The organism is Pantoea wallisii (assembly GCF_002095485.1).
GTDB classification, from domain to species: domain Bacteria; phylum Pseudomonadota; class Gammaproteobacteria; order Enterobacterales; family Enterobacteriaceae; genus Pantoea; species Pantoea wallisii.
In genome coordinates this window covers 18,724-37,749 of sequence record NZ_MLFS01000031.1, presented here as the reverse complement: position 1 = coordinate 37,749, position 19,026 = coordinate 18,724, and the positions used below count along the sequence as shown (strand labels likewise).

Genomic DNA, 19,026 nt, shown 5'->3' with positions numbered 1-19,026 from the left:
CGCTGTAATCAGGTCTGAAGGGCCTGCCGCCATAAACAGACAGGGCCGCGTATACGCGGCCCTGGAGCAGACAAACGGGTGGCTTACTGTGCCTTTGGCTCGCCCATCGATTTCAGCTTTTTCGACAGTTCACGACGCTCTTTAGAGAGATCCGCATTTTTAATGATGTACTCATCAACGCGATCTTCGTAATCCACGCGCATTGAGGCGATGATCTCCTGAATCGCTTCGATGCTCATGCCAGGTTTGATGTATTCGCTCAGGTTGTCCAGCAGCAACACACGTTTCTGGTTGTCACGGATCTTCTTCTCGTTATCCGTAATTTCGCGCTGCAGTTTGTTCTTACGACGAAACATACGCACAAATTCCAGTACGTCCTGAAATGATTGCTTGGCATTTTCCATGATGGCACCTTTCTTGAGGCCTGCCGCGGCAGGCGTAATAGTCATAAACCGGAAAGAGTTGTAGCTTAGCGGCTGATTAGCCGGGTTCGCAATTCTCACAGCTAAATTCGGACTGGCGCTTATCTTAGCGCAAAGAAAGGGCAATTCGCACTAAGTCATTGCCTGAGAAAACTATTTGCGTAGCGCCAGGCGCACCAGGTCCGTCATACGCTCCAGCTGGCGCGCCTGCTCCAGGCTCAGCCAGACATAACCGTAAATCGCCGTGGTCTCTAACCGCTCGCTGCCGCCGGCAATCAGCGACTCCAGCTCCTGCATGATCTCCTCCAGCTCGTGGCTGTTGGCGGCCAGCTGCTCTGTCTCCCCTTTCACCATCAGCGCCGCCAGGGCGTTCAGGGTATTTTCCGTCATCTGCTGGGTACGGCGTAACGTCGGGGCATTGAGCAGAATCAGATGACTCTCACGGGATGACCACCAGGCTTCAATCTGCATCTGCATGGTGTTAACCATATTACGATTGATAGTCTGGATGGCTTCAAACACCGATTTTGGAATACGCGTCTCTTTGCTGGCCGGCTCCAGCAGCGCGCGCATCTTGATAACGCTGCTAAGCAGCTTCTGAAAACGTGGGTTGAGACGTGGCTTTTCAACCAGATTAGGCGAGAAACCGGCGTGGTGAATTTTAGCCATGCTGATAAACGCATCCGATAGCTGAATGCGCCAGTGGGTATAAGCACGCTGTGCCCAGATAGCGCTGAACAGCAGCGCCATCAGCGAGCCCAAAATTACATCGCCGCCGCGCCACAGGGCTACGGTGAAGTCACCGGCAGGCGCCCCCACGACCACGCCAAGCGTAATGCCGATCAGCAAGGCCATATAAGGATGTTTACCCAGCGTCAGATAGCCGCAGACAATCATCACGATAAAGCACCATCCCAGCATCAGCGGCAGCGAAAACAGCTCCAGCTTGAGGGCGATCAATCCTGAGAGTAAGCCCGCGAAGGTACCGCTGATGCGCTGCACCACGCGCGGCAGCACATTGCCCCAGGTGGAGATGGGCCCCATAACCACCACCAGCGTGATCAGCGGCCAGGTGCCTTCCGGGATATCGGTGAGGCGCACAAACAGAAAACAGAGGACAAAAGCGATAGCGATACGTACGCCGTGAACGGCGCGATAGTGGCGATAGAACCAGAACTCAATCGGTGAGATAGGCTTGTCAGCGCGTAACATGGTTATCCGGGTGCGATACAATTTTGCGCGCTATGTTACCCTGGCGCAGGCACACTCTTCAGCCTTCGCTGGCGTTTTTTCCGCTCTTTTTACGCGCTTACCGCCTTTTGCAACAGGTGCGTTACAAGTCGCTTCCTTAAAGAAAACAATCAGGTAACGCACCGCCGCATATTTACAGTTTCTGTTTCACATAGTCGCTGATGCGCGTGATGATACCCGCCTCGTCGACCGACTGGAGCGCATACAGCGGATAAGTTGCCAGCGTCCGGTCTTTATCCAGCACCTGAATTTCACCGATCTGCTCACCGGCTTTCAGCGGCGCTTCCAGGTCTTTACGGTTGATAACGTATTTGGCCATCACATTGGCGACTTCAGTTCGCGGCAAGGAGAGATAGACGTCCTGCGTGGTGCCTACATCAACCTTGTGCGGATTGCCGTACCAGACATTTTCACTGCCGATCTTCTTGCCTGCGTGGAACAGCTGCACGGTGTCGAAGTTGTTCTGGCCCCAGACCAGCAGCTTACGCGCCTGCTCTTCACGCCCTTTCGAACTCTTGCCTCCCATGATCACCGCGATCAGGCGATGACGGCCCACAACGTTCGACGCCACGATATTGAAGCCTGCGCTCTCGGTGTGGCCGGTTTTCATGCCATCCACGTGCAGATTCTGGTCCCACAGCAGGCCGTTACGGTTGTTCTGCGTGATGCCGTTATAGCTGAGGGTTTTCTCGCTATACATGGCATAGAAATCCTGCTCGCCGTTGATGATGGCACGCGACAGCACTGCCAGATCGCGAGCGGTAGTATGCTGACCTGGCGCATCCAGGCCGTGAACGGTTTCAAAATGGGTGTGCGTCAGCCCGAGCTTCTGAACGTAGCTGTTCATCATGTTGACGAAGCTCTCCTGACTGCCGGCGACATAGTCGGCGAGCGCCACGCAGGCATCGTTACCGGAATCGATGATGACGCCACGCATCAGATCGCGCACTGTCACTTTATCGCCCGGCTTCAGGAACATCAGTGAGGAGCCTTTAAACACCGGGTTGCCGGCCGCCCAGGCATCTTTGCCTACGGTCACCACATCATCACGGGTGATTTTTTTCTGATCGACAGCGCGATCTACCACGTAGCCGGTCATCAGTTTGGTCAGGCTGGCCGGATTGCGCTCGGCATCCGGATTGCCGGCGGTGAGGATTTGGCCGGTTGTGGCGTCCATCAGCACCCATGATGCGGCATCAATCGCCGGCGCGTCATGGGAAACGGCATGCTGTCGTCAGCCTGCGCCAGCGATGCCCAAACAATCATTCCAGATACAGTAACCAGCAGACGCCTTTTCAACACTTCTTCCTCAAATCAAAAAATGAATTTACCGCCGCACGTTTTACGGCAAATAGCGCTTTCATATCTGAATAAATTGAAAAAAAGTATGAACTGCGGATAAATGCTGCGCGCCCGCTCCCGGCTCGCGTGATGAAGGTTGTGCTGTCTCCGATGCACGACTATTCTGTGCGTTGATTTCCATAGCCAGGATAACGCCGTGCCCGCCTCTGAGTTCACCTTTCTGTTTCACGATTATGAGACCTTCGGCAAGAGCCCTTCGCTGGACCGCCCTGCGCAGTTCGCGGGTTTGCGTACGGATAAAGATTTCAACCCGGTAGGTGAACCGCAGGTGTTTTACTGTCAGCCCGCCGACGACTACCTGCCGCAGCCGGAAGCGGTGATGATTACCGGCATCACGCCGCAAACCGCGAAAGCGCGCGGCGTTAACGAAGCGGCGTTTGCCGAACGCATCCACGGCCTGTTTAGCGAGCCGCAGACCTGCATCATTGGCTACAACAACGTGCGCTTTGATGACGAAGTGACACGCAATATTTTCTACCGCAACTTCTACGATCCCTACGGCTGGAGCTGGCAGAACGGTAACTCACGCTGGGATCTGCTTGATGTCATGCGCGCCTGCTATGCACTGCGCCCTGAAGGGATTGTCTGGCCGGAGAACGATGACGGCTTCCCCAGCTTTAAGCTGGAGCACCTGACTAAAGCCAACGGCGTGGCGCATGAGCAGGCGCACGATGCGATGTCCGATGTCTATGCCACGCTGGCGATGGCAAAACTGGTGAAAGAGAAGCAGCCAAAGCTGTTTGAGTTTCTCTTCAGCCATCGCAATAAACAGAAACTGATGACGCTGATCGATATCCCGCAGATGAAACCGCTGGTGCATGTCTCCGGTATGTTCGGCGCGGCGCGCGGTAACACCAGCTGGATTGTGCCGCTGGCCTGGCATCCGGATAACAAAAATGCGCTGATTGTCGTCGATCTGGCCGGTGATATGGCGCCGCTGCTGGAGCTGGACGCCGATGCGCTGCGCGAGCGGCTGTATACGCGCCACAGCGAGCTGAACGGCCTGCCGCCGGTACCGGTTAAGCTGGTGCACATCAATAAGTGTCCGGTGCTGGCACCGGCCAATACGTTGCGTCCGGAGGATGCCGAACGGCTGAATATCGATCGTCAGCACTGCCTGGCCAATCTGGCACTGCTGCGCCAGCACACCGGGGTGCGCGAGAGCGTGGTGGCGCTGTTTGCCGACGCGGAGCCGTTTACCCCCTCGGATGATGTGGATGCGCAGCTCTATGATGGCTTCTTCAGCGACGCCGATCGCGCCGGGATGAATATCCTTCGCCAGACCCCGCCGCAGAACCTGCCGGCGCTGGATCTGACCTTTGAGGATAAGCGTATCGCGAAACTGCTGTTCCGCTACCGCGCGCGTAACTTCCCTGGCACGCTCGACGATCGTGAGCAGCAGCGCTGGTTGCAGCATCGTCGTGAAGCGCTGAATGCAGAGCGTGTGCAGGCGTTTTTACTGGAGCTGGAGTCGCTGGCGGGATTACATGAAGGGGATGCGGAGAAGCTGGCTCAGCTGAAAGCGCTCTATCTCTATGCGCAGGAGCTGGTCTCGTAAACGGGTAACGGCGCTTAATGCCCTCATACGGCCCGCTTAACGCACCGCATGAGGGTTCGATATCGTGGCCGCCCATCGGACGGCCAGCTGATATCACACTTCTTCGCTGAACTGCGGCACCGGATTACGGAAGGTGCGGGTCACAAACGCCAGGTAGACAATACCAATCGCTGCCCACACCAGGCCGAGCACCATTGAGGTCTCTTCCAGGTTGATCCACAGCGCACCCACTGTCAGCGCGCCCATGACCGGCAGCACCAGATAGTTCAGGTGATCTTTCAGCGTCTTGTTACGCTTCTCACGAATCCAGAACTGCGCAATCACGGAGAGGTTCACAAAGGTGAACGCCACCAGCGCACCGAAGTTAATCAGCGCGGTTGCCGTAACCAGATCGAAGTTGATCGCCAGCAGCGCGACGGCGCCCACCAGCAGTACGTTCAGCGACGGCGTGCGGTATTTCGGATGCACGAAGCCAAAGAAGCGCTGCGGGAACACACCATCACGGCCCATCACGTACATCAGGCGGGAAACACCTGCGTGCGCGGCCATACCGGATGCCAGCACGGTCACCACGGAGAAGATCAGAATACCGATCTGCAGCGCTTTACCGGCGACAAACAGCATGATTTCAGGCTGTGACGAGTCCGGATTCTGGAAACGCGAGATATCCGGGAAGTAGAGCTGCAGGAAGTAAGAGACAGCCACAAAGATCACACCACCGATCAGCGCGGTGAGGAAAATCGCGCGCGGGATGGTGCGCTCTGCGTCTTTGGTCTCTTCCGACAGCGAACTGATGCCATCAAAGCCAAGGAACGAGAAGCACAGAATGGTTGCACCAGTAATCATCGGCACCACATGTGCATCTTCAGACCAGAACGGTTTCGTACTGGTCAGCGTGCCGGAGCCAACACCGTTTGCCACACCGTAAATCACCATACCGGTGATCGCGACCATAACAACAACCTGTAGCACCACGATGACGCTGTTGAAGTTCGCCACGGTTTTGATGCCACGCAGGTTGGAGATGGTCATAAAGGCCACCAGCAGCACCACGAAAATCCACGACGGAATGCCCGGCACCAGCGACTCAAAGTAGCTTTTCGCCAGCAGGATGTTGATCATCGGCATGAACAGATAGTCCAGCAGCGATGACCAGCCCACCATAAAGCCGACGTGCGGACTGATCGCCTTCTGAGCATAGGTGTAAGCGGAGCCCGCAGATGGGAAGCGGCGTACCAGCTTGCCGTAGCTCACGGCAGTAAACAGTATCGCGATCAGCGCGAAAGCATAAGCGGTGGCGACGTGGCCGTCGGTTAATCCGGACACGATGCCGAAGGTATCAAACAGGGTCATTGGCTGCATATACGCCAGGCCCATCATGACGACCGGGATCAGAGTCAGAGATTTTTTCAGATGTGCACGCTGAGGTGCGGCAGAGGTGTTAAGCGACATTATTCAGACCCCCTACAGCAGCAACTGATTTCAGTTGTACCACAGGGATACTGCGCAATGTGCTGCAGTGAGACGTGATATTAGTGTTTGCGATTGTCGCCGCGCCGTAATCATCACGAAAGCGAGAACCAGCCAGCGCTGGTGCAATTGTAAACAGTCCCATCTTTGTTCCTCAAATCTCACGCCCAGGCGTGTTTCAGTGTCTATCTATCCGGATGCGTGTCCGGCCTCGTAATGTAGTGAAAGCACCATGCAAAAAAATAACCGACGTATAAGGCGTCGGTTATGTTTTGTCTTTTGCAGGGCGCGTATTTTGCCCCAACTAATGCCATCGACACAAGATGTTAGATCAATTCTTCTGTCGATCAGGCATTCTTCAACATCCAGTCGATCTCCGTGGCGGTGATCAGCCGTTCGAACTCGCGCAGTTCATACTGTTTGCAGCAGTGCCATACGCGGCAGAAGCGCTCACCCAGCAGCTTCTGCAGCGGATAGCTGTTCTCAAACTCGTACAGCGCATCGCTCTGACGGATCGGCAACGCCAGCCCTTCGGCCTCGTGACCATTTCCCTTCACCGCATGCGGTAAGGGTAGCTGATTATCCAGACCATGCAAAATACCGGCAAGAATTGTTGACACTACCAGATAAGGATTGGCGTCTGCGCCCGCTACGCGGTACTCCACGCGGTGGTTCTCCATCTCGCCACACGGAATGCGTAAGGCAACCGTGCGGTTGTTGTGGCCCCAGGAGGCATGTAGTGGCACAAAGGCTTCCGGCAGGAAGCGGCGGTAGGCGTTAACGTTAGGTGCCAGCAGCGCCATTGAGGCGGGCATCAGATCAATCATGCCGGCCAGCGCCCGCTTCAGCAGCGGCGAATCGCTGCCGTCATCCAGCGCGAAGGCGTTGTGATCGGCGGCATCCAGCATGCTGATATGCACGTGCATGCCGCTGCCGGCGTACTCTTCATACGGCTTCGCCATAAAGGTGGCCGTCATGCCGTGATTTTCCGCGACCTGGCGCACCAGCCGCTTCAGCAGAATCGCATCATCGCAGGCTTTCAGAATGTCGCGCGTGTGGTGCAGATTGATCTCGAACTGGCCCGGCGACGCTTCCGCCAGTGCGCCGTCAGCAGGAATATTCTGCTGCTTTGCCAACGCATCGATATCACGCAGCACATCCGCAAAGTGGACCAGATTATCCACCGAGTAGACCTGGCTCTGCATATTACGCTCATCGCTGCCTGGCGCGCACGGCGGCTGAATATAGCCCTCTGCATCGCGCTTCTTATCGACCAGATAGAACTCCAGCTCTACCGCTACCACCGGGAACAGGCCGCGATTGCGCAGCTGTTGCCACAGCCGGTTCAGCACGTTTCGGGGTTCAACGTCAAAGGGAGTGCCATCTTGGTCACACATGGTCAGCAGCAGCTGTGCAATGCGTTGCGGATCGGATGCGGAGGGAATTAATGTGCCGTGAACCGGCAGACAGAGGTTGTCAGGTTCGCCTAAGGCTTGTCCCAGGCCAGCTTCTTCGACGGTATTACCGAGGATACCCATAGCGAAGACCGAAGCCGGGAAATAACACCCTTTTTCCAGCTTCGCCAGCGCAGAGACCGGAATGCGCTTACCGCGAAAAACACCGTTGAGATCGTTAAGAAGGATATCGACATACTGCGTTTCAGGATGGCGTTCCAGCCAGGTTTTCACCTCCAGCTGGAACGCGCTGGTTCGTTTTTCTTCACTGTGTCGCGTGAAGTCTTCTACTTCCACGAGGTTCGTCATGTTCCCACCCGCCCTATACCGTTTAATGAGGTGTGCGCAATGCTCAAAATAACAGCCACAGTTCTAACATAGCTCTAACGCAAATAGTGTGCAAATGTAACAATTCCGTTTGAAGATGCCGCATCGCGTTGCTAGATTGACAATATATTGCACATTTATCCGGCAAACCGGGCTTATCCGGCGAAAATATTGAACAGCGGCGTGGAGACGTTATGGGCACTATTTTTGACAAACCGTTGATCGGCGTAGTGATGTGCCAGAATGCCCTTGGCGATCATCCCGCTCAGACGGTGCACAATAAGTATCTTGACGCCATCGTGCTGGCCGGTGGCGTGCCACTTCCTCTGCCCCACCAGCTGATGGATGCGCCGCTGCTATTAGAAAACAGTATGACGCTGCTGGATGGCATTCTGCTGACCGGCAGTCCAAGTAATATTGAGCCCTGGCACTATGGCGCAGAGGGCAAAGAGACGCATGCCGATCCGTCGCGTGACCGTCTGGCCTTTGCCCTGATCACGCATGCCGCGGGCAAAAAGATACCGATATTTGGCATCTGCCGCGGCCTGCAGGAGCTGGTGGTGGCAAACGGCGGCGCGCTGCATCGTCAATTATCTGAAACGCCAGCGTTTCAGGAGCACCGCGAAGATGAGGCGCTACCGCTTGCAGAGCGCTACGCGCCGGTACATAACGTGCAGCCGGAACCGGAAGGCCTGCTCTGTCAGCTGCTGGGCAGCGCTGCGGCTTTTGCCGTGAACTCTCTGCACGCGCAGGGCATTCGCGAGCCTGGCCCGCAACTGCGTATTGAGGCACGGGCCCCGGATGGCCTGATTGAAGCCGTCAGCCTGCGTCAGCATCCTTTCGCGCTGGCGGTACAGTGGCATCCGGAGTGGCAGTCCGGGGAGGACCCGGTATCTCGCCGCCTGTTTACCGCATTTATTCACGCCGCTGCCGCTTACCACAAGGAAAAGAGCCATGAGTGATGCCTCGCTGGCTCCCGGACGCCGACTCTCACAGATTCGCCAGGAGCTGGGCATGTCTCAGCGTCGTGTTGCTGAGCTATCGGGTATCACGCACAGCGCCATCAGCACTATTGAGCAGGATAAAGTCAGCCCGGCGCTCAGTACCCTGCAGAAGCTGCTAAAGGTTTACGGACTCTCCCTCTGCGAATTTTTCGCTGAGCCGAAACCGGATGCAACGCCACGCGTTGTTGTACGCCCGCAGGAGTGCGTAGAGATGGGCAGTTCCGGGGTCTCCCTGCGGCTGGTTGACAACGGCGCGGCGACACGCGCGTTGGCGATGCTGCTGGAGCGCTACGAACCTGGCGCCAGCACCGGTGAAAAGCTGCGCCATCCCGGCGAAGAGACCGGCACGGTGCTCGAAGGCGAGATCACACTGGTGGTGAACGGGCAGAGTTATCACCTCAACTGCGGGGAGAGCTACGTGATTGATACCGGTCTGCCCCACAGTTTTACCAATACATCCGATCGGCCGTGCCGCATTGTCAGCGCACACACGCCCGCCACTTTCTGAGGTTCGCCCTTAAGGAGACTGTGATGCAACATGTGGAGAGTTACTATGCGGCGACCGCCAACGCCCATGATCCGTGGCCGATGCTACAGGACGCCATTCAGTGTGACGTCTGTATTATCGGCGGGGGGTTTACCGGGCTCTCGTCGGCGCTGTTCCTGATGGAGGCCGGATACGATGTGGTGCTGCTGGAGGCCGCGCGGATTGGCTACGGCGCCAGCGGTCGTAACGGCGGTCAGGTGGTGAATTCGTACAGCCGGGATGTGGATGTGATTGAGCAGCGCTACGGCAAAGAGACCGCGCAGATGCTGGGCAGCATGATGTTTGAAGGCGCGGATATTATTCGCGATCGCATCGATCGCTATGCCATCGCCTGCGATTACCGGCCCGGCGGCATTTTTGCCGCGCTGAATCAGCGACAAATGGGCCATCTGCGCAGTCAGAAAGCCAGCTGGCAGCGCTATGGCAACCACGATCTGGAGCTGCTGGACGAGCGCGGCATCCGGCGTGAAGTGGCGACCGATCGTTACGTCGGTGGCCTGCTGGACAAACGCGGCGGCCATCTGCACCCGCTGAACCTGGCGCTGGGTGAAGCTGAGGCGATTCGCCGTCACGGCGGGCGCATCTATGAGCAGTCGGCAGCGCTGAAGGTAAAGTACGGTGCGCCGCATCGGGTGACAACCGCGAACGGTGAAGTGAGCGCGCAGTTTGTGATTTTTGCCGGCAACGCCTATTTGCCGTCACAGCTGGAGCCGCGCCTGAGCCGCAAGAGTATGCCGTGCGGATCGCAGATCGTGACCACCGAGCCGTTGAGCCGCGATCAGGCTTTGGGGCTATTGCCGAACAACTACTGTGTAGAGGATTGCAACTACCTGCTCGATTACTTCCGCCTTACCGCTGATAACCGACTGCTGTACGGCGGTGGCGTGGTGTACGGTGCGCGTGAACCGGAAGATATTGATGCGCTGATTCGGCCTAAGTTATTGCGTACCTTCCCGCAATTGCGCAACGTGAAGTTCAGCCAGCGCTGGAGCGGCAATTTCCTGCTGACGCTGTCGCGCATGCCGCAGTTTGGTCAGCTGGAGAAGAATGCTTATTTTATGCAGGGTGATAGCGGGCACGGCGTGACCTGCACCCATCTGGCCGGCAAGCTGATTGCGGAAGTGCTGCGCGGCCAGGCGGAGCGGTTCGACGCCTTTGCGAAGTTGCCGCACCTGCCGTTTCCGGGTGGGCGCCGGTTTAAGGTGCCGTTAACGGCGATGGGTGCAGCGTGGTATGCGCTGCGCGATCGGTTGGGGGTATAAGGGATTTGCAGGGTGAGATGGGATGCCGTGCGTGCAAGGTCGCCATTCATGGCGACCTTACAGTGTAGGGTGCGCATTGATGCGCACCTGGCTTAATTCAACGGCATGGTCATGGGATCGTTATAACTGTACTCAAACCCCAGCTCATTGCAGATCTTCGCGCCATCAATCACTTTGCCTGTTGAGTGCACGGCTTCGGCGGCGAAGGTTGGCGGTTGCAGACCCAGATTTTTGGTGACAAACGGATAGAACTCGCCGCGCGTCGGGTGTTTGGGTGCGCACAGGTTGTAAACCCGCCCGCCTTTGGGCGTCTGCAGCAGCAGCACGATCGCCTCCACCACATCATCCAGATGCACCAGATTCACCACGTGGCTGCCGTTATCCAGATCGGTTTTGCCCGCCAGGAAGCGCCCCGGATGGCGGTTCGGCCCCACCAGCCCGGCCAGACGCACAATATCGACGCTGGTGCCCGGCAGATCGTGCAGCCAGTGCTCAAGCTCCACCAGCGTTTTGCCCGCCACTGTCTCCGGTTCCAGCGCGCTCTGCTCTTTCATAACGCCCGCGCCAGCACCATACACCGAGGTTGAGCTGGTAAACAGAATGCGCGGCACTTTATACGCCAGCGCGGTATCCACCACATTCTGTACGGCCTGCATATAATCGTTACCGCCCTGCACGGTACGGCTGGCGGGCAGCGTCACCACCAGCGCATCCACTGCCATCAGCGCGTCCAGATCTTCCGCTTCACACGCCAGCTCCGGCGTCAGCACCAGCTGAAACGCCTCAATGCCGCAGCGGCGCGCGGCATCCACGCCGTCCGGTGAGGTTTTGCTGCCGGTCACCTGCCAGCCGCGTGCCGTTAGCGCCATCGCCAGCGGCATGCCCAGCCATCCCAGACCTACAATCGCGACTCTTTTCATATCGACTCCTGCTCTCGCGCATTCAGACACCTCATCTTAGTGCTGTCGCTATCCTCAGACCAGCGCAAACTGTTGCGAAAGGTTCCGGAAACTGACGTTAAAAAAGGGTTGCCAAGCGTCGTTATCTTCGTTAGGTTAATGAGCACGCAAATGAATACTCATTCAGCAACGGAATTTACTATGACACGCGTTCAGTTCAACCATCATCACCACCATCATCCTGACTAGTCTTTCAGGCGATGAGTGCTGGAAGACGTTTAGGATCTTCCAGTGGTGCGAGCGCAAAGAGAGCCCCCGGAAGATCATCTTCCGGGGGTTTTTTATGGGCTGACGTAACCTAAAACGTTTCAGACAGGATTGAATAAGAGGACAGGAACCATGTTAGATAACACCCGTTTACGCATAGCTATGCAGAAATCCGGCCGTTTAAGTGATGAATCACGCGAATTGCTGGCGCGCTGTGGCATCAAAATCAACCTTCAGCAGCAGCGTCTGATTGCGTTTGCGGAGAACATGCCTATCGACATCCTGCGCGTGCGCGATGACGATATTCCTGGCCTGGTGATGGACGGCGTGGTGGATCTTGGCATCGTGGGTGAAAACGTGCTGGAAGAGGAGCTGCTGACGCGCCGCGCTCAGGGCGAAGATCCGCGTTACTTCACCCTGCGCCGACTGGATTTTGGCGGTTGCCGCCTGTCACTGGCGATGCCGGTTGACGAGGAGTACACCGGCCCGCAGTGCCTGGACAGTGCCCGCATCGCCACCTCTTACCCGCACCTGCTGAAAAAATACCTTGATAAGCAAGGCGTTGCTTTTAAATCCTGCCTGCTGAACGGTTCCGTTGAAGTTGCCCCGCGCGCCGGCCTGGCCGATGCGATTTGTGACCTGGTCTCCACTGGCGCCACGCTGGAAGCCAACGGCCTGCGTGAAGTAGAGGTGATCTACCGCTCTAAAGCCGTGCTGATCCAGCGTGATGGTGAACTCTCCGCCGCCAAGCAGGAGCTGGTGGACAAAATGATGATGCGTATTCAGGGCGTGATTAAAGCGCGTGAGTCCAAATACATCATGCTGCACGCGCCGAGCGAGCGCCTGGAAGAGGTGATTGCGCTGCTGCCGGGCGCCGAGCGCCCCACCGTGCTGCCGCTGGCGGGCGACGTGAGCCGCGTGGCGATGCACATGGTGAGCAGCGAAACGCTGTTCTGGGAGACCATGGAAAAACTGAAAGCGCTGGGCGCCAGCTCAATTCTGGTTCTGCCAATCGAAAAAATGCTGGAGTGATCAGATGAGCGCAATCATGCAACCTATCGACTGGCAGCAGTGTGATGCCGCACAGCAGCAAGCGCTGTTACAGCGCCCGGCGATCGCCGAGTCTGCCCGCATCAGCGAAACCGTGCAGGACGTACTGATTAAGGTGAAAGATCAGGGCGATGCCGCGCTGCGTGAATTCAGTGCGCGCTTCGATAAAGCGCAGCCAGAGACGCTGCGCGTGTCCGCTGAAGCCATGCAGGCGGCAGGCGAGCGCCTGAGTGAGGAGCTAAAGCAGGCGATGGCCGTCGCCGTGGCCAATATCGAAACCTTCCACAACGCGCAGATCTTGAGTGCGGTGGATGTTGAGACGCAGCCCGGCGTGCGCTGCCAGCAGATCACCCGCCCGGTGCAATCGGTGGGGTTATATATCCCCGGCGGCTCTGCCCCGCTGTTCTCGACCGTACTGATGCTGGCGACCCCGGCGCGCATCGCCGGCTGCGGCCGCATCGTGCTGTGCTCACCGCCGCCGGTGGCCGATGAGATTCTCTATGCTGCGCAGCTGTGCGGCGTAAAAGAGGTGTTTCAGGTGGGCGGCGCGCAGGCGATTGCCGCCCTCGCCTTTGGCACCGAAACCGTGCCGAAAGTGGATAAGATCTTTGGCCCCGGCAATGCTTATGTCACCGAAGCCAAGCGCCAGGTTAGCCAGCGCCTGGATGGCGCAGCGATTGATATGCCTGCCGGCCCCTCGGAAGTACTGGTGATTGCGGATGAAGGCGCCACGCCAGCGTTCGTGGCTTCCGACCTGCTGTCGCAGGCCGAGCACGGCCCGGATTCGCAGGTGATTCTGTTAACCCCTTCGCTGCAGCTGGCGCAGGCGGTTGCGCAGGCGGTGGAGACGCAGCTGGCGCAGCTGTCGCGAGCTGAGACCGCACGCCAGGCGCTGGCGAGCAGCCGCCTGATTGTGGCGCGCGATCTGGCGCAGTGCGTGGCGATCTCTAATCAGTACGGCCCGGAGCACCTGATCATCCAGACGCGCCAGCCGCGCGCCCTGGTGGATGACATCACCAGCGCCGGTTCGGTGTTCCTGGGCGACTGGTCGCCGGAATCGGCGGGCGATTACGCCTCCGGCACCAATCACGTGCTGCCGACCTACGGTTACACCGCCACCTGCTCCAGCCTGGGCCTGGCCGATTTCCAGAAACGCATGACGGTGCAGGAGCTGACGCCGCAGGGCTTCCTCAACCTCGCCGCCACGATTGAGACTCTGGCCGCTGCCGAACAGCTGGATGCGCACAAAAATGCCGTCACCCTGCGCGTGGCCGCCCTGAAGGAGCAAGCATGAGCATTGAAGATTTAGCCCGCGCCAACGTGCGTGCGCTGACGCCCTATCAATCTGCGCGCCGGCTGGGCGGCAACGGTGATGTGTGGCTAAACGCCAACGAGTTCCCGCTGCCGGTACCGTTTGAGCTCTCGCAGCAGACGCTGAACCGCTACCCGGAGTGCCAGCCAAAGCAGGTGATTGAACGCTATGCGGCTTACGCTGGCGTGACGCCGGAGCAGGTGCTGGTGAGTCGAGGGGCCGATGAGGGCATTGAGCTGCTGATGCGCGCCTTCTGTGAGCCGGGTAAAGACGCGATTCTGTTCTGCCCGCCAACGTACGGCATGTACAGCGTCAGTGCCGAGACCATCGGCATTGAGTATCGCACCGTACCGGCGCTGGAGAACTGGCAGCTCAACCTGCCGGCTATCGCAGAGCAGCTCGACGGCGTAAAAGTGGTTTACCTGTGCAGCCCGAACAATCCGACCGGCAACCTGATCAATCAGGATGACATCCGCCAGCTGCTGGCGATGACGGCCGGCAAAGCGCTGGTGGTCGCCGACGAAGCCTATATCGAGTTCTGCCCCGACGCGACGCTGGCCGGCTGGCTGCAGGCGTTCCCGCACCTGGTGATCCTGCGCACGCTGTCGAAAGCCTTTGCGCTGGCCGGTCTGCGCTGTGGCTTTACGCTCGCCAACAAGCCGGTGATCGATCTGCTGATGAAAGTGATTGCGCCCTATCCGCTGGCCACGCCGGTGGCCGATGTGGCAGGCCAGGCGCTGAGCGAGCAAGGCATAGCGCTGATGCGCCAGCACGTGGCGGAACTCAACGCCAACCGCGCCTGGCTATGTGAGCAGCTACCGCCGCTAGGCGTGGTGCAGCAGGTGTTCCCGAGCGAGACCAACTATATCCTTGCGCGCTTCAGCGATTCGCCAAAAGTGTTTAAAACGCTGTGGGATCAAGGCATTATTCTGCGCGACCAAAATAAAAACCCCGGCCTTGCGGGATGCCTGCGCATCTCCATCGGCACCCGTAAAGAGTGCGAGCGCCTGATCGCCGCGCTGCAAGCCTTATCTCTGGAGCAAGCATGAGTCAGAAGACCCTTTTTATCGACCGCGACGGCACGATCATCTCTGAACCGCCAAGCGATTTTCAGGTGGATCGCATGGAGAAGCTGGCGTTTGAGAAAAACGCTATCCCGGCGCTGCTGGCGTTGCAGGCTGCGGGTTACCAGCTGGTGATGATCACCAATCAGGATGGCCTGGGCACTGACAGCTTCCCACAGGCCGATTTTGACGGCCCGCATAACCTGATGATGCAGATTCTGACTTCGCAGGGCGTAAACTTCAGCGACATCCTGATCTGCCCGCATAAGCCGGAAGACCACTGCGACTGCCGCAAGCCGAAAACCAAAATGGTCGAAGCCTGGCTGGCAGAGGGCGCGCTGGATACCGCTAACAGCTACGTGATTGGCGATCGCCTCACTGATATCCAGCTGGCGGAGAACATGGGCATCCAGGGTCTGCGCTATGGTGCCGAAGGGCTGGAGTGGGACGCGATTCAGGCGCAGTTGACCAAACGCGATCGCTATGCGCTGGTGAACCGCAACACCAAAGAGACGCAGATCAAAGTGGAAGTGTGGCTGGATCGCGAAGGCAGCAGCAAAATCAACACCGGCGTTGGCTTCTTTGACCACATGCTGGATCAGATTGCGGTGCACGGCGGCTTCCGCATGAACATCGACGTGAAAGGCGATCTCTATATTGACGATCACCACACCGTGGAAGATACCGGTCTTGCGCTGGGCGAGGCGTTGCTCAAGGCGCTGGGCGACAAGCGCGGCATCGGCCGTTTTGGTTTTGTGCTGCCGATGGATGAGTGCCTGGCGCGCTGCGCGCTGGATATCTCCGGCCGCCCGCACCTGGAGTACAAAGCGGAGTTCAGCTATCAGCGCGTGGGCGACCTCAGCACTGAGATGGTCGAGCACTTCTTCCGCTCCCTCTCCTACGCCATGATGAGTACGCTGCACCTGAAAACCAAAGGCCGTAACGATCACCACCGCGTGGAGAGCCTGTTTAAAGCCTTTGGCCGCACGCTGCGCCAGGCGATTCGCGTTGAGGGCAACACCCTGCCGAGCTCGAAAGGAGTGCTGTGATGAACGTGGTGATCCTTGATACCGGCTGCGCCAACCTCTCTTCGGTCCGTTGGGCGATTGAGCGCCTTGCTATACGCCAGAAGTAAGCCGCGACCCGGATGTGGTGCTGCGCGCCGATAAGCTCCTGCTGCCAGGCGTGGGCACGGCGCAGGCGGCAATGAACCAGTTGCAGGAGCGCGAGCTGATTGAGCTGGTTAAAGCCTGCACCCAGCCGGTGCTGGGCATCTGCCTGGGCATGCAGTTGCTGGGACGCGGCAGCGATGAGAACGGCGGCGTCAGCACGCTGGGCATCGTGGATGTGCCGGTCACGCTGATGGATACGCAAGGGCTACCGCTGCCACACATGGGCTGGAACCAGATCACCGCCAAAGCGGGCCACCATCTGTTCCGCGATATTCCGGACGGCAGCTACTTCTACTTTGTGCACAGCTACGCCATGCCGGTGAATGCCGCCACCATCGCGCAGTGCGATTACGGCCTGCCCTTCACCGCGGCCCTGCAGAGAGATAACTTCTTCGGCGTGCAGTTCCACCCGGAGCGCTCAGGCAAAGCCGGTGCGCAGCTGCTGAAAAACTTCCTGGAGATGTGATGATTATCCCCGCATTAGATTTGATCGACGGCAAAGTGGTGCGCCTGCATCAGGGCGACTACGGCCAGCAGCGCGACTACGGTAGCGATCCGCTGCCGCGCCTGCAGGACTATGAACGCCAGGGCGCCGAAGTGCTGCACCTGGTGGATTTAACCGGAGCGAAAGATCCGGCTCAGCGCCAGATCCCTCTGCTCACTACCCTGCTGCGCGGCGTTAGCGTGCCGGTACAGGTTGGCGGCGGTATCCGCAACCGTGATGACGTCGCCGCGTTGCTGGCAGCCGGTGCCACGCGCGTGGTGGTGGGCTCCACTGCAGTTAAGCAGCCGGAAGAGGTGAAAAGCTGGTTCAGCGAGTTTGGGGCCGATGCCATCGTGCTGGCGCTGGATGTGCGCATTGATGCCGCGAACCGCAAAGAGGTGGCGATCAGCGGCTGGCAGGAAGCGGCCGGCGTAACGCTGGAAGAGGTGATTGGCTGGTATCAGCCGGTCGGCCTGAAACACGTGCTGTGCACCGATATTTCACGTGACGGCACGCTGAGCGGCTCCAACGTGGCGCTGTATCAGGAAGTGTCAGCGGCCTTCCCGGATATCGCGTTTCAGAGTTCTGGCGGTATCGGCTCGCTGGATGATATCGCCGCGCTACGCGGCAGCGGTGCGCAGGGCGTGATTGTTGGTCGTGCCCTGCTGGAAGATAAATTCACGGTTGCGGAGGCAATTGCATGCTGGCAAAACGGATAATTCCCTGTCTTGATGTGCGTGACGGCCAGGTCGTCAAAGGCGTGCAGTTCCGCAATCACGAGATCATCGGCGACATCGTCCCACTGGCGCAGCGCTATGCGCAGGAGGGCGCAGATGAGCTGGTGTTCTACGATATCACCGCCTCTTCGGATGGTCGCGTAGTGGACAAAAGCTGGGTTTCACGCGTGGCGGAGGTGATCGACATCCCCTTCTGCGTAGCGGGCGGCATCAAAAGCGAAGAGGATGCGGCGCGCATTCTGCAGTTTGGCGCTGACAAGATCTCCATCAACTCCCCTGCGCTGGCTGACCCGACGCTGATCACCCGTCTGGCCGATCGCTTTGGCGTGCAGTGTATTGTGGTGGGCATTGATACCTGGTTCGATGAAGCCAGCGGCAAATATCACGTTAATCAGTACACCGGCGACGAAGCGCGCACCCGTGTTACGCAGTGGGAAACCCTCGACTGGGTGCAGGAAGTGCAGAAGCTGGGTGCCGGCGAAATCGTACTGAATATGATGAACCAGGATGGCGTGCGTAACGGCTATGATCTGGTGCAGCTGAAAAAAGTGCGTGACGTATGTAACGTGCCCCTTATCGCTTCCGGCGGTGCCGGCACCATGCCGCACTTCCTGGAGGCTTTCGAACAGGCCAACGTTGATGGCGCGCTGGCGGCATCGGTGTTTCACAAACAAATTATCAATATCGGCGAGTTGAAAAACTTCCTGATCGACAACGGTGTGGAGATTCGCGCGTGTTAACTGCAGAACAACTGGCCAAACTGGATTGGGCTAAAACCGCGGGCATGATGCCTGTGATTGTCCAGCATAACGTCTCCGGCGAAGTGCTGATGCACGGCTATATGAACGAGGAGGCGCTGCAAAAAACCCTCGCTGAAGGTAACGTCACCTTCTTCTCGCGCACCAAAAACCGCCTGTGGACCAAAGGTGAAACCTCCGGCCACTTCCTGCAGGTCGCCAGCATTACGCCGGACTGTGATAACGATACGCTGCTGGTGCTGGCCAATCCGATTGGCCCAACCTGCCACCTTGGCACGTCAAGCTGCTTCTCACCGACGGCGCCGGACTGGACCTTCCTCTACCAGCTGGAGCAGCTGCTGGCATCGCGTAAGAGTGCCGATCCGGAGAGCTCCTATACCGCGAAGCTGTACGCCAGCGGCACGAAGCGCATTGCACAGAAGGTGGGCGAAGAGGGTGTCGAAACCGCGTTGGCCGCGACGGTGAACGATCGCCATGAGCTGACCAATGAGGCATCGGATCTGCTGTATCACCTGATGGTACTGCTGCAGGATCAGGATCTTGATTTGAGTACGATTATTAACAACCTGCGTGCACGTCATAAGTAACTGCTTGTGCAATATGCTGCTCAAAATGAGTGATTAAGA

17 protein-coding genes, 2 pseudogenes and 1 other annotated feature are annotated in these 19,026 nt (G+C 58.2%); of the genes and pseudogenes, 13 read left to right on the top strand and 6 right to left on the bottom strand.

All coding sequences use genetic code 11. From position 1 onward, the window contains the following. Positions 1 to 83: 83 nt before the first annotated feature. The 3 genes and pseudogenes from tmaR to dacD all read right to left on the bottom strand — a co-directional run bounded on the left by tmaR (position 84) and on the right by dacD (position 2,972). Complete coding sequence (gene tmaR / locus HA48_RS12395) at positions 84 to 404, bottom strand: PTS system regulator TmaR (RefSeq protein ID WP_128601584.1); 321 nt, start codon at positions 402 to 404, stop codon at positions 84 to 86. A 171-nt stretch (positions 405 to 575) separates the two neighbouring features. Next, a complete protein-coding gene (locus HA48_RS12390) occupies positions 576 to 1,634 on the bottom strand; it encodes an FUSC family protein (RefSeq protein ID WP_128601583.1) in 1,059 nt (352 codons plus the stop codon). A gap of 172 nt (positions 1,635 to 1,806) precedes the next feature. Next, positions 1,807 to 2,972 (bottom strand): annotated as a pseudogene (gene dacD, locus HA48_RS12385) (serine-type D-Ala-D-Ala carboxypeptidase DacD). A 199-nt stretch (positions 2,973 to 3,171) separates the two neighbouring features. Here dacD and sbcB point away from each other — a divergent pair. Beyond that, complete coding sequence (gene sbcB / locus HA48_RS12380; RefSeq protein ID WP_128601581.1) at positions 3,172 to 4,593, top strand: exodeoxyribonuclease I; 1,422 nt, start codon at positions 3,172 to 3,174, stop codon at positions 4,591 to 4,593. Positions 4,594 to 4,686: 93 nt separating this feature from the next. Here the strand turns inward: sbcB and HA48_RS12375 are convergent, their stop codons facing one another. Beyond that, the gene (locus HA48_RS12375; RefSeq protein WP_128601580.1) at positions 4,687 to 6,045 is read right to left on the bottom strand and encodes an APC family permease; all 1,359 of its coding nucleotides are present in this window, start codon (positions 6,043 to 6,045) and stop codon (positions 4,687 to 4,689) included. Between the two features lie 365 nt (positions 6,046 to 6,410). Further along, positions 6,411 to 7,826, bottom strand: a complete 1,416-nt coding sequence (locus tag HA48_RS12370; RefSeq protein WP_128601579.1) for a glutamine synthetase family protein — start codon at positions 7,824 to 7,826, stop codon at positions 6,411 to 6,413. 212 nt (positions 7,827 to 8,038) lie between these two features. On the opposite strand from HA48_RS12370, the gene puuD reads away from it, so the two are divergent. Genes puuD through HA48_RS12355 form a run of 3 tightly spaced genes read left to right on the top strand, consistent with a single transcriptional unit; the run spans position 8,039 to position 10,657 of the window. Beyond that, on the top strand, positions 8,039 to 8,806 hold the full coding sequence (gene puuD / locus HA48_RS12365) for a gamma-glutamyl-gamma-aminobutyrate hydrolase (protein ID WP_128601578.1): 768 nt from the start codon (positions 8,039 to 8,041) through the stop codon (positions 8,804 to 8,806). Next, positions 8,799 to 9,356: an HTH-type transcriptional regulator PuuR gene (puuR, locus tag HA48_RS12360; protein ID WP_128601577.1), complete on the top strand. Its 558-nt coding sequence runs from the start codon at positions 8,799 to 8,801 to the stop codon at positions 9,354 to 9,356. The genes puuD and puuR overlap by 8 nt, the downstream gene beginning before the upstream one ends. Before the next feature lie 23 nt (positions 9,357 to 9,379). Beyond that, positions 9,380 to 10,657, top strand: a complete 1,278-nt coding sequence (locus HA48_RS12355; RefSeq protein ID WP_128601576.1) for an NAD(P)/FAD-dependent oxidoreductase — start codon at positions 9,380 to 9,382, stop codon at positions 10,655 to 10,657. Positions 10,658 to 10,749: 92 nt separating this feature from the next. Here HA48_RS12355 and HA48_RS12350 read toward each other — a convergent pair whose 3' ends face one another. Then, positions 10,750 to 11,577: an SDR family oxidoreductase gene (locus HA48_RS12350; protein ID WP_128601575.1), complete on the bottom strand. Its 828-nt coding sequence runs from the start codon at positions 11,575 to 11,577 to the stop codon at positions 10,750 to 10,752. Between the two features lie 180 nt (positions 11,578 to 11,757). Between HA48_RS12350 and hisL the strand changes: the two genes are divergently transcribed. The 9 genes and pseudogenes from hisL to hisIE all read left to right on the top strand — a co-directional run bounded on the left by hisL (position 11,758) and on the right by hisIE (position 18,987). Continuing rightward, positions 11,758 to 11,805 carry a his operon leader peptide gene (gene hisL, locus HA48_RS12345; RefSeq protein WP_100396937.1) on the top strand — a complete coding sequence of 16 codons (48 nt, stop codon included), beginning with the start codon at positions 11,758 to 11,760 and terminating at the stop codon, positions 11,803 to 11,805. Beyond that, positions 11,781 to 11,902 (top strand) — a sequence feature (His leader region). It overlaps the preceding gene by 25 nt. A gap of 53 nt (positions 11,903 to 11,955) precedes the next feature. Beyond that, complete coding sequence (gene hisG, locus HA48_RS12340; RefSeq protein ID WP_128601574.1) at positions 11,956 to 12,855, top strand: ATP phosphoribosyltransferase; 900 nt, start codon at positions 11,956 to 11,958, stop codon at positions 12,853 to 12,855. A 4-nt stretch (positions 12,856 to 12,859) separates the two neighbouring features. Further along, a complete protein-coding gene (gene hisD / locus HA48_RS12335; RefSeq protein WP_128601573.1) occupies positions 12,860 to 14,167 on the top strand; it encodes a histidinol dehydrogenase in 1,308 nt (435 codons plus the stop codon). Then, a complete protein-coding gene (hisC, locus tag HA48_RS12330; RefSeq protein ID WP_128601572.1) occupies positions 14,164 to 15,234 on the top strand; it encodes a histidinol-phosphate transaminase in 1,071 nt (356 codons plus the stop codon). Before hisD ends, hisC begins: the two co-directional genes overlap by 4 nt. Further along, complete coding sequence (gene hisB / locus HA48_RS12325; RefSeq protein ID WP_128601571.1) at positions 15,231 to 16,298, top strand: bifunctional histidinol-phosphatase/imidazoleglycerol-phosphate dehydratase HisB; 1,068 nt, start codon at positions 15,231 to 15,233, stop codon at positions 16,296 to 16,298. The genes hisC and hisB overlap by 4 nt, the downstream gene beginning before the upstream one ends. Continuing rightward, a pseudogene (hisH, locus tag HA48_RS12320) lies at positions 16,298 to 16,887 on the top strand (imidazole glycerol phosphate synthase subunit HisH). Before hisB ends, hisH begins: the two are co-directional and overlap by 1 nt. Next, positions 16,887 to 17,624, top strand: coding sequence for a 1-(5-phosphoribosyl)-5-[(5-phosphoribosylamino)methylideneamino]imidazole-4-carboxamide isomerase (hisA, locus tag HA48_RS12315; RefSeq protein WP_128601570.1), 738 nt, complete (start codon positions 16,887 to 16,889; stop codon positions 17,622 to 17,624). The pseudogene hisH and the gene hisA overlap by 1 nt, the downstream one beginning before the upstream one ends. Beyond that, positions 17,606 to 18,382 (top strand): imidazole glycerol phosphate synthase subunit HisF, encoded by a 777-nt coding sequence (gene hisF, locus HA48_RS12310; RefSeq protein WP_128601569.1) that lies wholly within the window; start codon positions 17,606 to 17,608, stop codon positions 18,380 to 18,382. The genes hisA and hisF overlap by 19 nt, the downstream gene beginning before the upstream one ends. Then, positions 18,376 to 18,987, top strand: coding sequence for a bifunctional phosphoribosyl-AMP cyclohydrolase/phosphoribosyl-ATP diphosphatase HisIE (gene hisIE, locus HA48_RS12305; RefSeq protein ID WP_128601568.1), 612 nt, complete (start codon positions 18,376 to 18,378; stop codon positions 18,985 to 18,987). The genes hisF and hisIE overlap by 7 nt, the downstream gene beginning before the upstream one ends. The last annotated feature ends 39 nt before the right edge of the window (positions 18,988 to 19,026 follow it).

What these genes read in the sequence shown, in the direction of transcription:
- HA48_RS12390 (WP_128601583.1), bottom strand. Translation starts at nt 1,634, where the DNA reads ATGTTACGCGCTGACAAGCCTATCTCACCGATTGAGTTCTGGTTCTAT.
- hisA (WP_128601570.1), top strand. Translation starts at nt 16,887, where the DNA reads ATGATTATCCCCGCATTAGATTTGATCGACGGCAAAGTGGTGCGCCTG.
- hisF (WP_128601569.1), top strand. Translation starts at nt 17,606, where the DNA reads ATGCTGGCAAAACGGATAATTCCCTGTCTTGATGTGCGTGACGGCCAG.
- hisG (WP_128601574.1), top strand. Translation starts at nt 11,956, where the DNA reads ATGTTAGATAACACCCGTTTACGCATAGCTATGCAGAAATCCGGCCGT.
- hisB (WP_128601571.1), top strand. Translation starts at nt 15,231, where the DNA reads ATGAGTCAGAAGACCCTTTTTATCGACCGCGACGGCACGATCATCTCT.
- HA48_RS12350 (WP_128601575.1), bottom strand. Translation starts at nt 11,577, where the DNA reads ATGAAAAGAGTCGCGATTGTAGGTCTGGGATGGCTGGGCATGCCGCTG.
- HA48_RS12355 (WP_128601576.1), top strand. Translation starts at nt 9,380, where the DNA reads ATGCAACATGTGGAGAGTTACTATGCGGCGACCGCCAACGCCCATGAT.
- tmaR (WP_128601584.1), bottom strand. Translation starts at nt 404, where the DNA reads ATGGAAAATGCCAAGCAATCATTTCAGGACGTACTGGAATTTGTGCGT.
- hisC (WP_128601572.1), top strand. Translation starts at nt 14,164, where the DNA reads ATGAGCATTGAAGATTTAGCCCGCGCCAACGTGCGTGCGCTGACGCCC.
- HA48_RS12375 (WP_128601580.1), bottom strand. Translation starts at nt 6,045, where the DNA reads ATGTCGCTTAACACCTCTGCCGCACCTCAGCGTGCACATCTGAAAAAA.
- puuD (WP_128601578.1), top strand. Translation starts at nt 8,039, where the DNA reads ATGGGCACTATTTTTGACAAACCGTTGATCGGCGTAGTGATGTGCCAG.
- hisD (WP_128601573.1), top strand. Translation starts at nt 12,860, where the DNA reads ATGAGCGCAATCATGCAACCTATCGACTGGCAGCAGTGTGATGCCGCA.
- puuR (WP_128601577.1), top strand. Translation starts at nt 8,799, where the DNA reads ATGAGTGATGCCTCGCTGGCTCCCGGACGCCGACTCTCACAGATTCGC.
- HA48_RS12370 (WP_128601579.1), bottom strand. Translation starts at nt 7,826, where the DNA reads ATGACGAACCTCGTGGAAGTAGAAGACTTCACGCGACACAGTGAAGAA.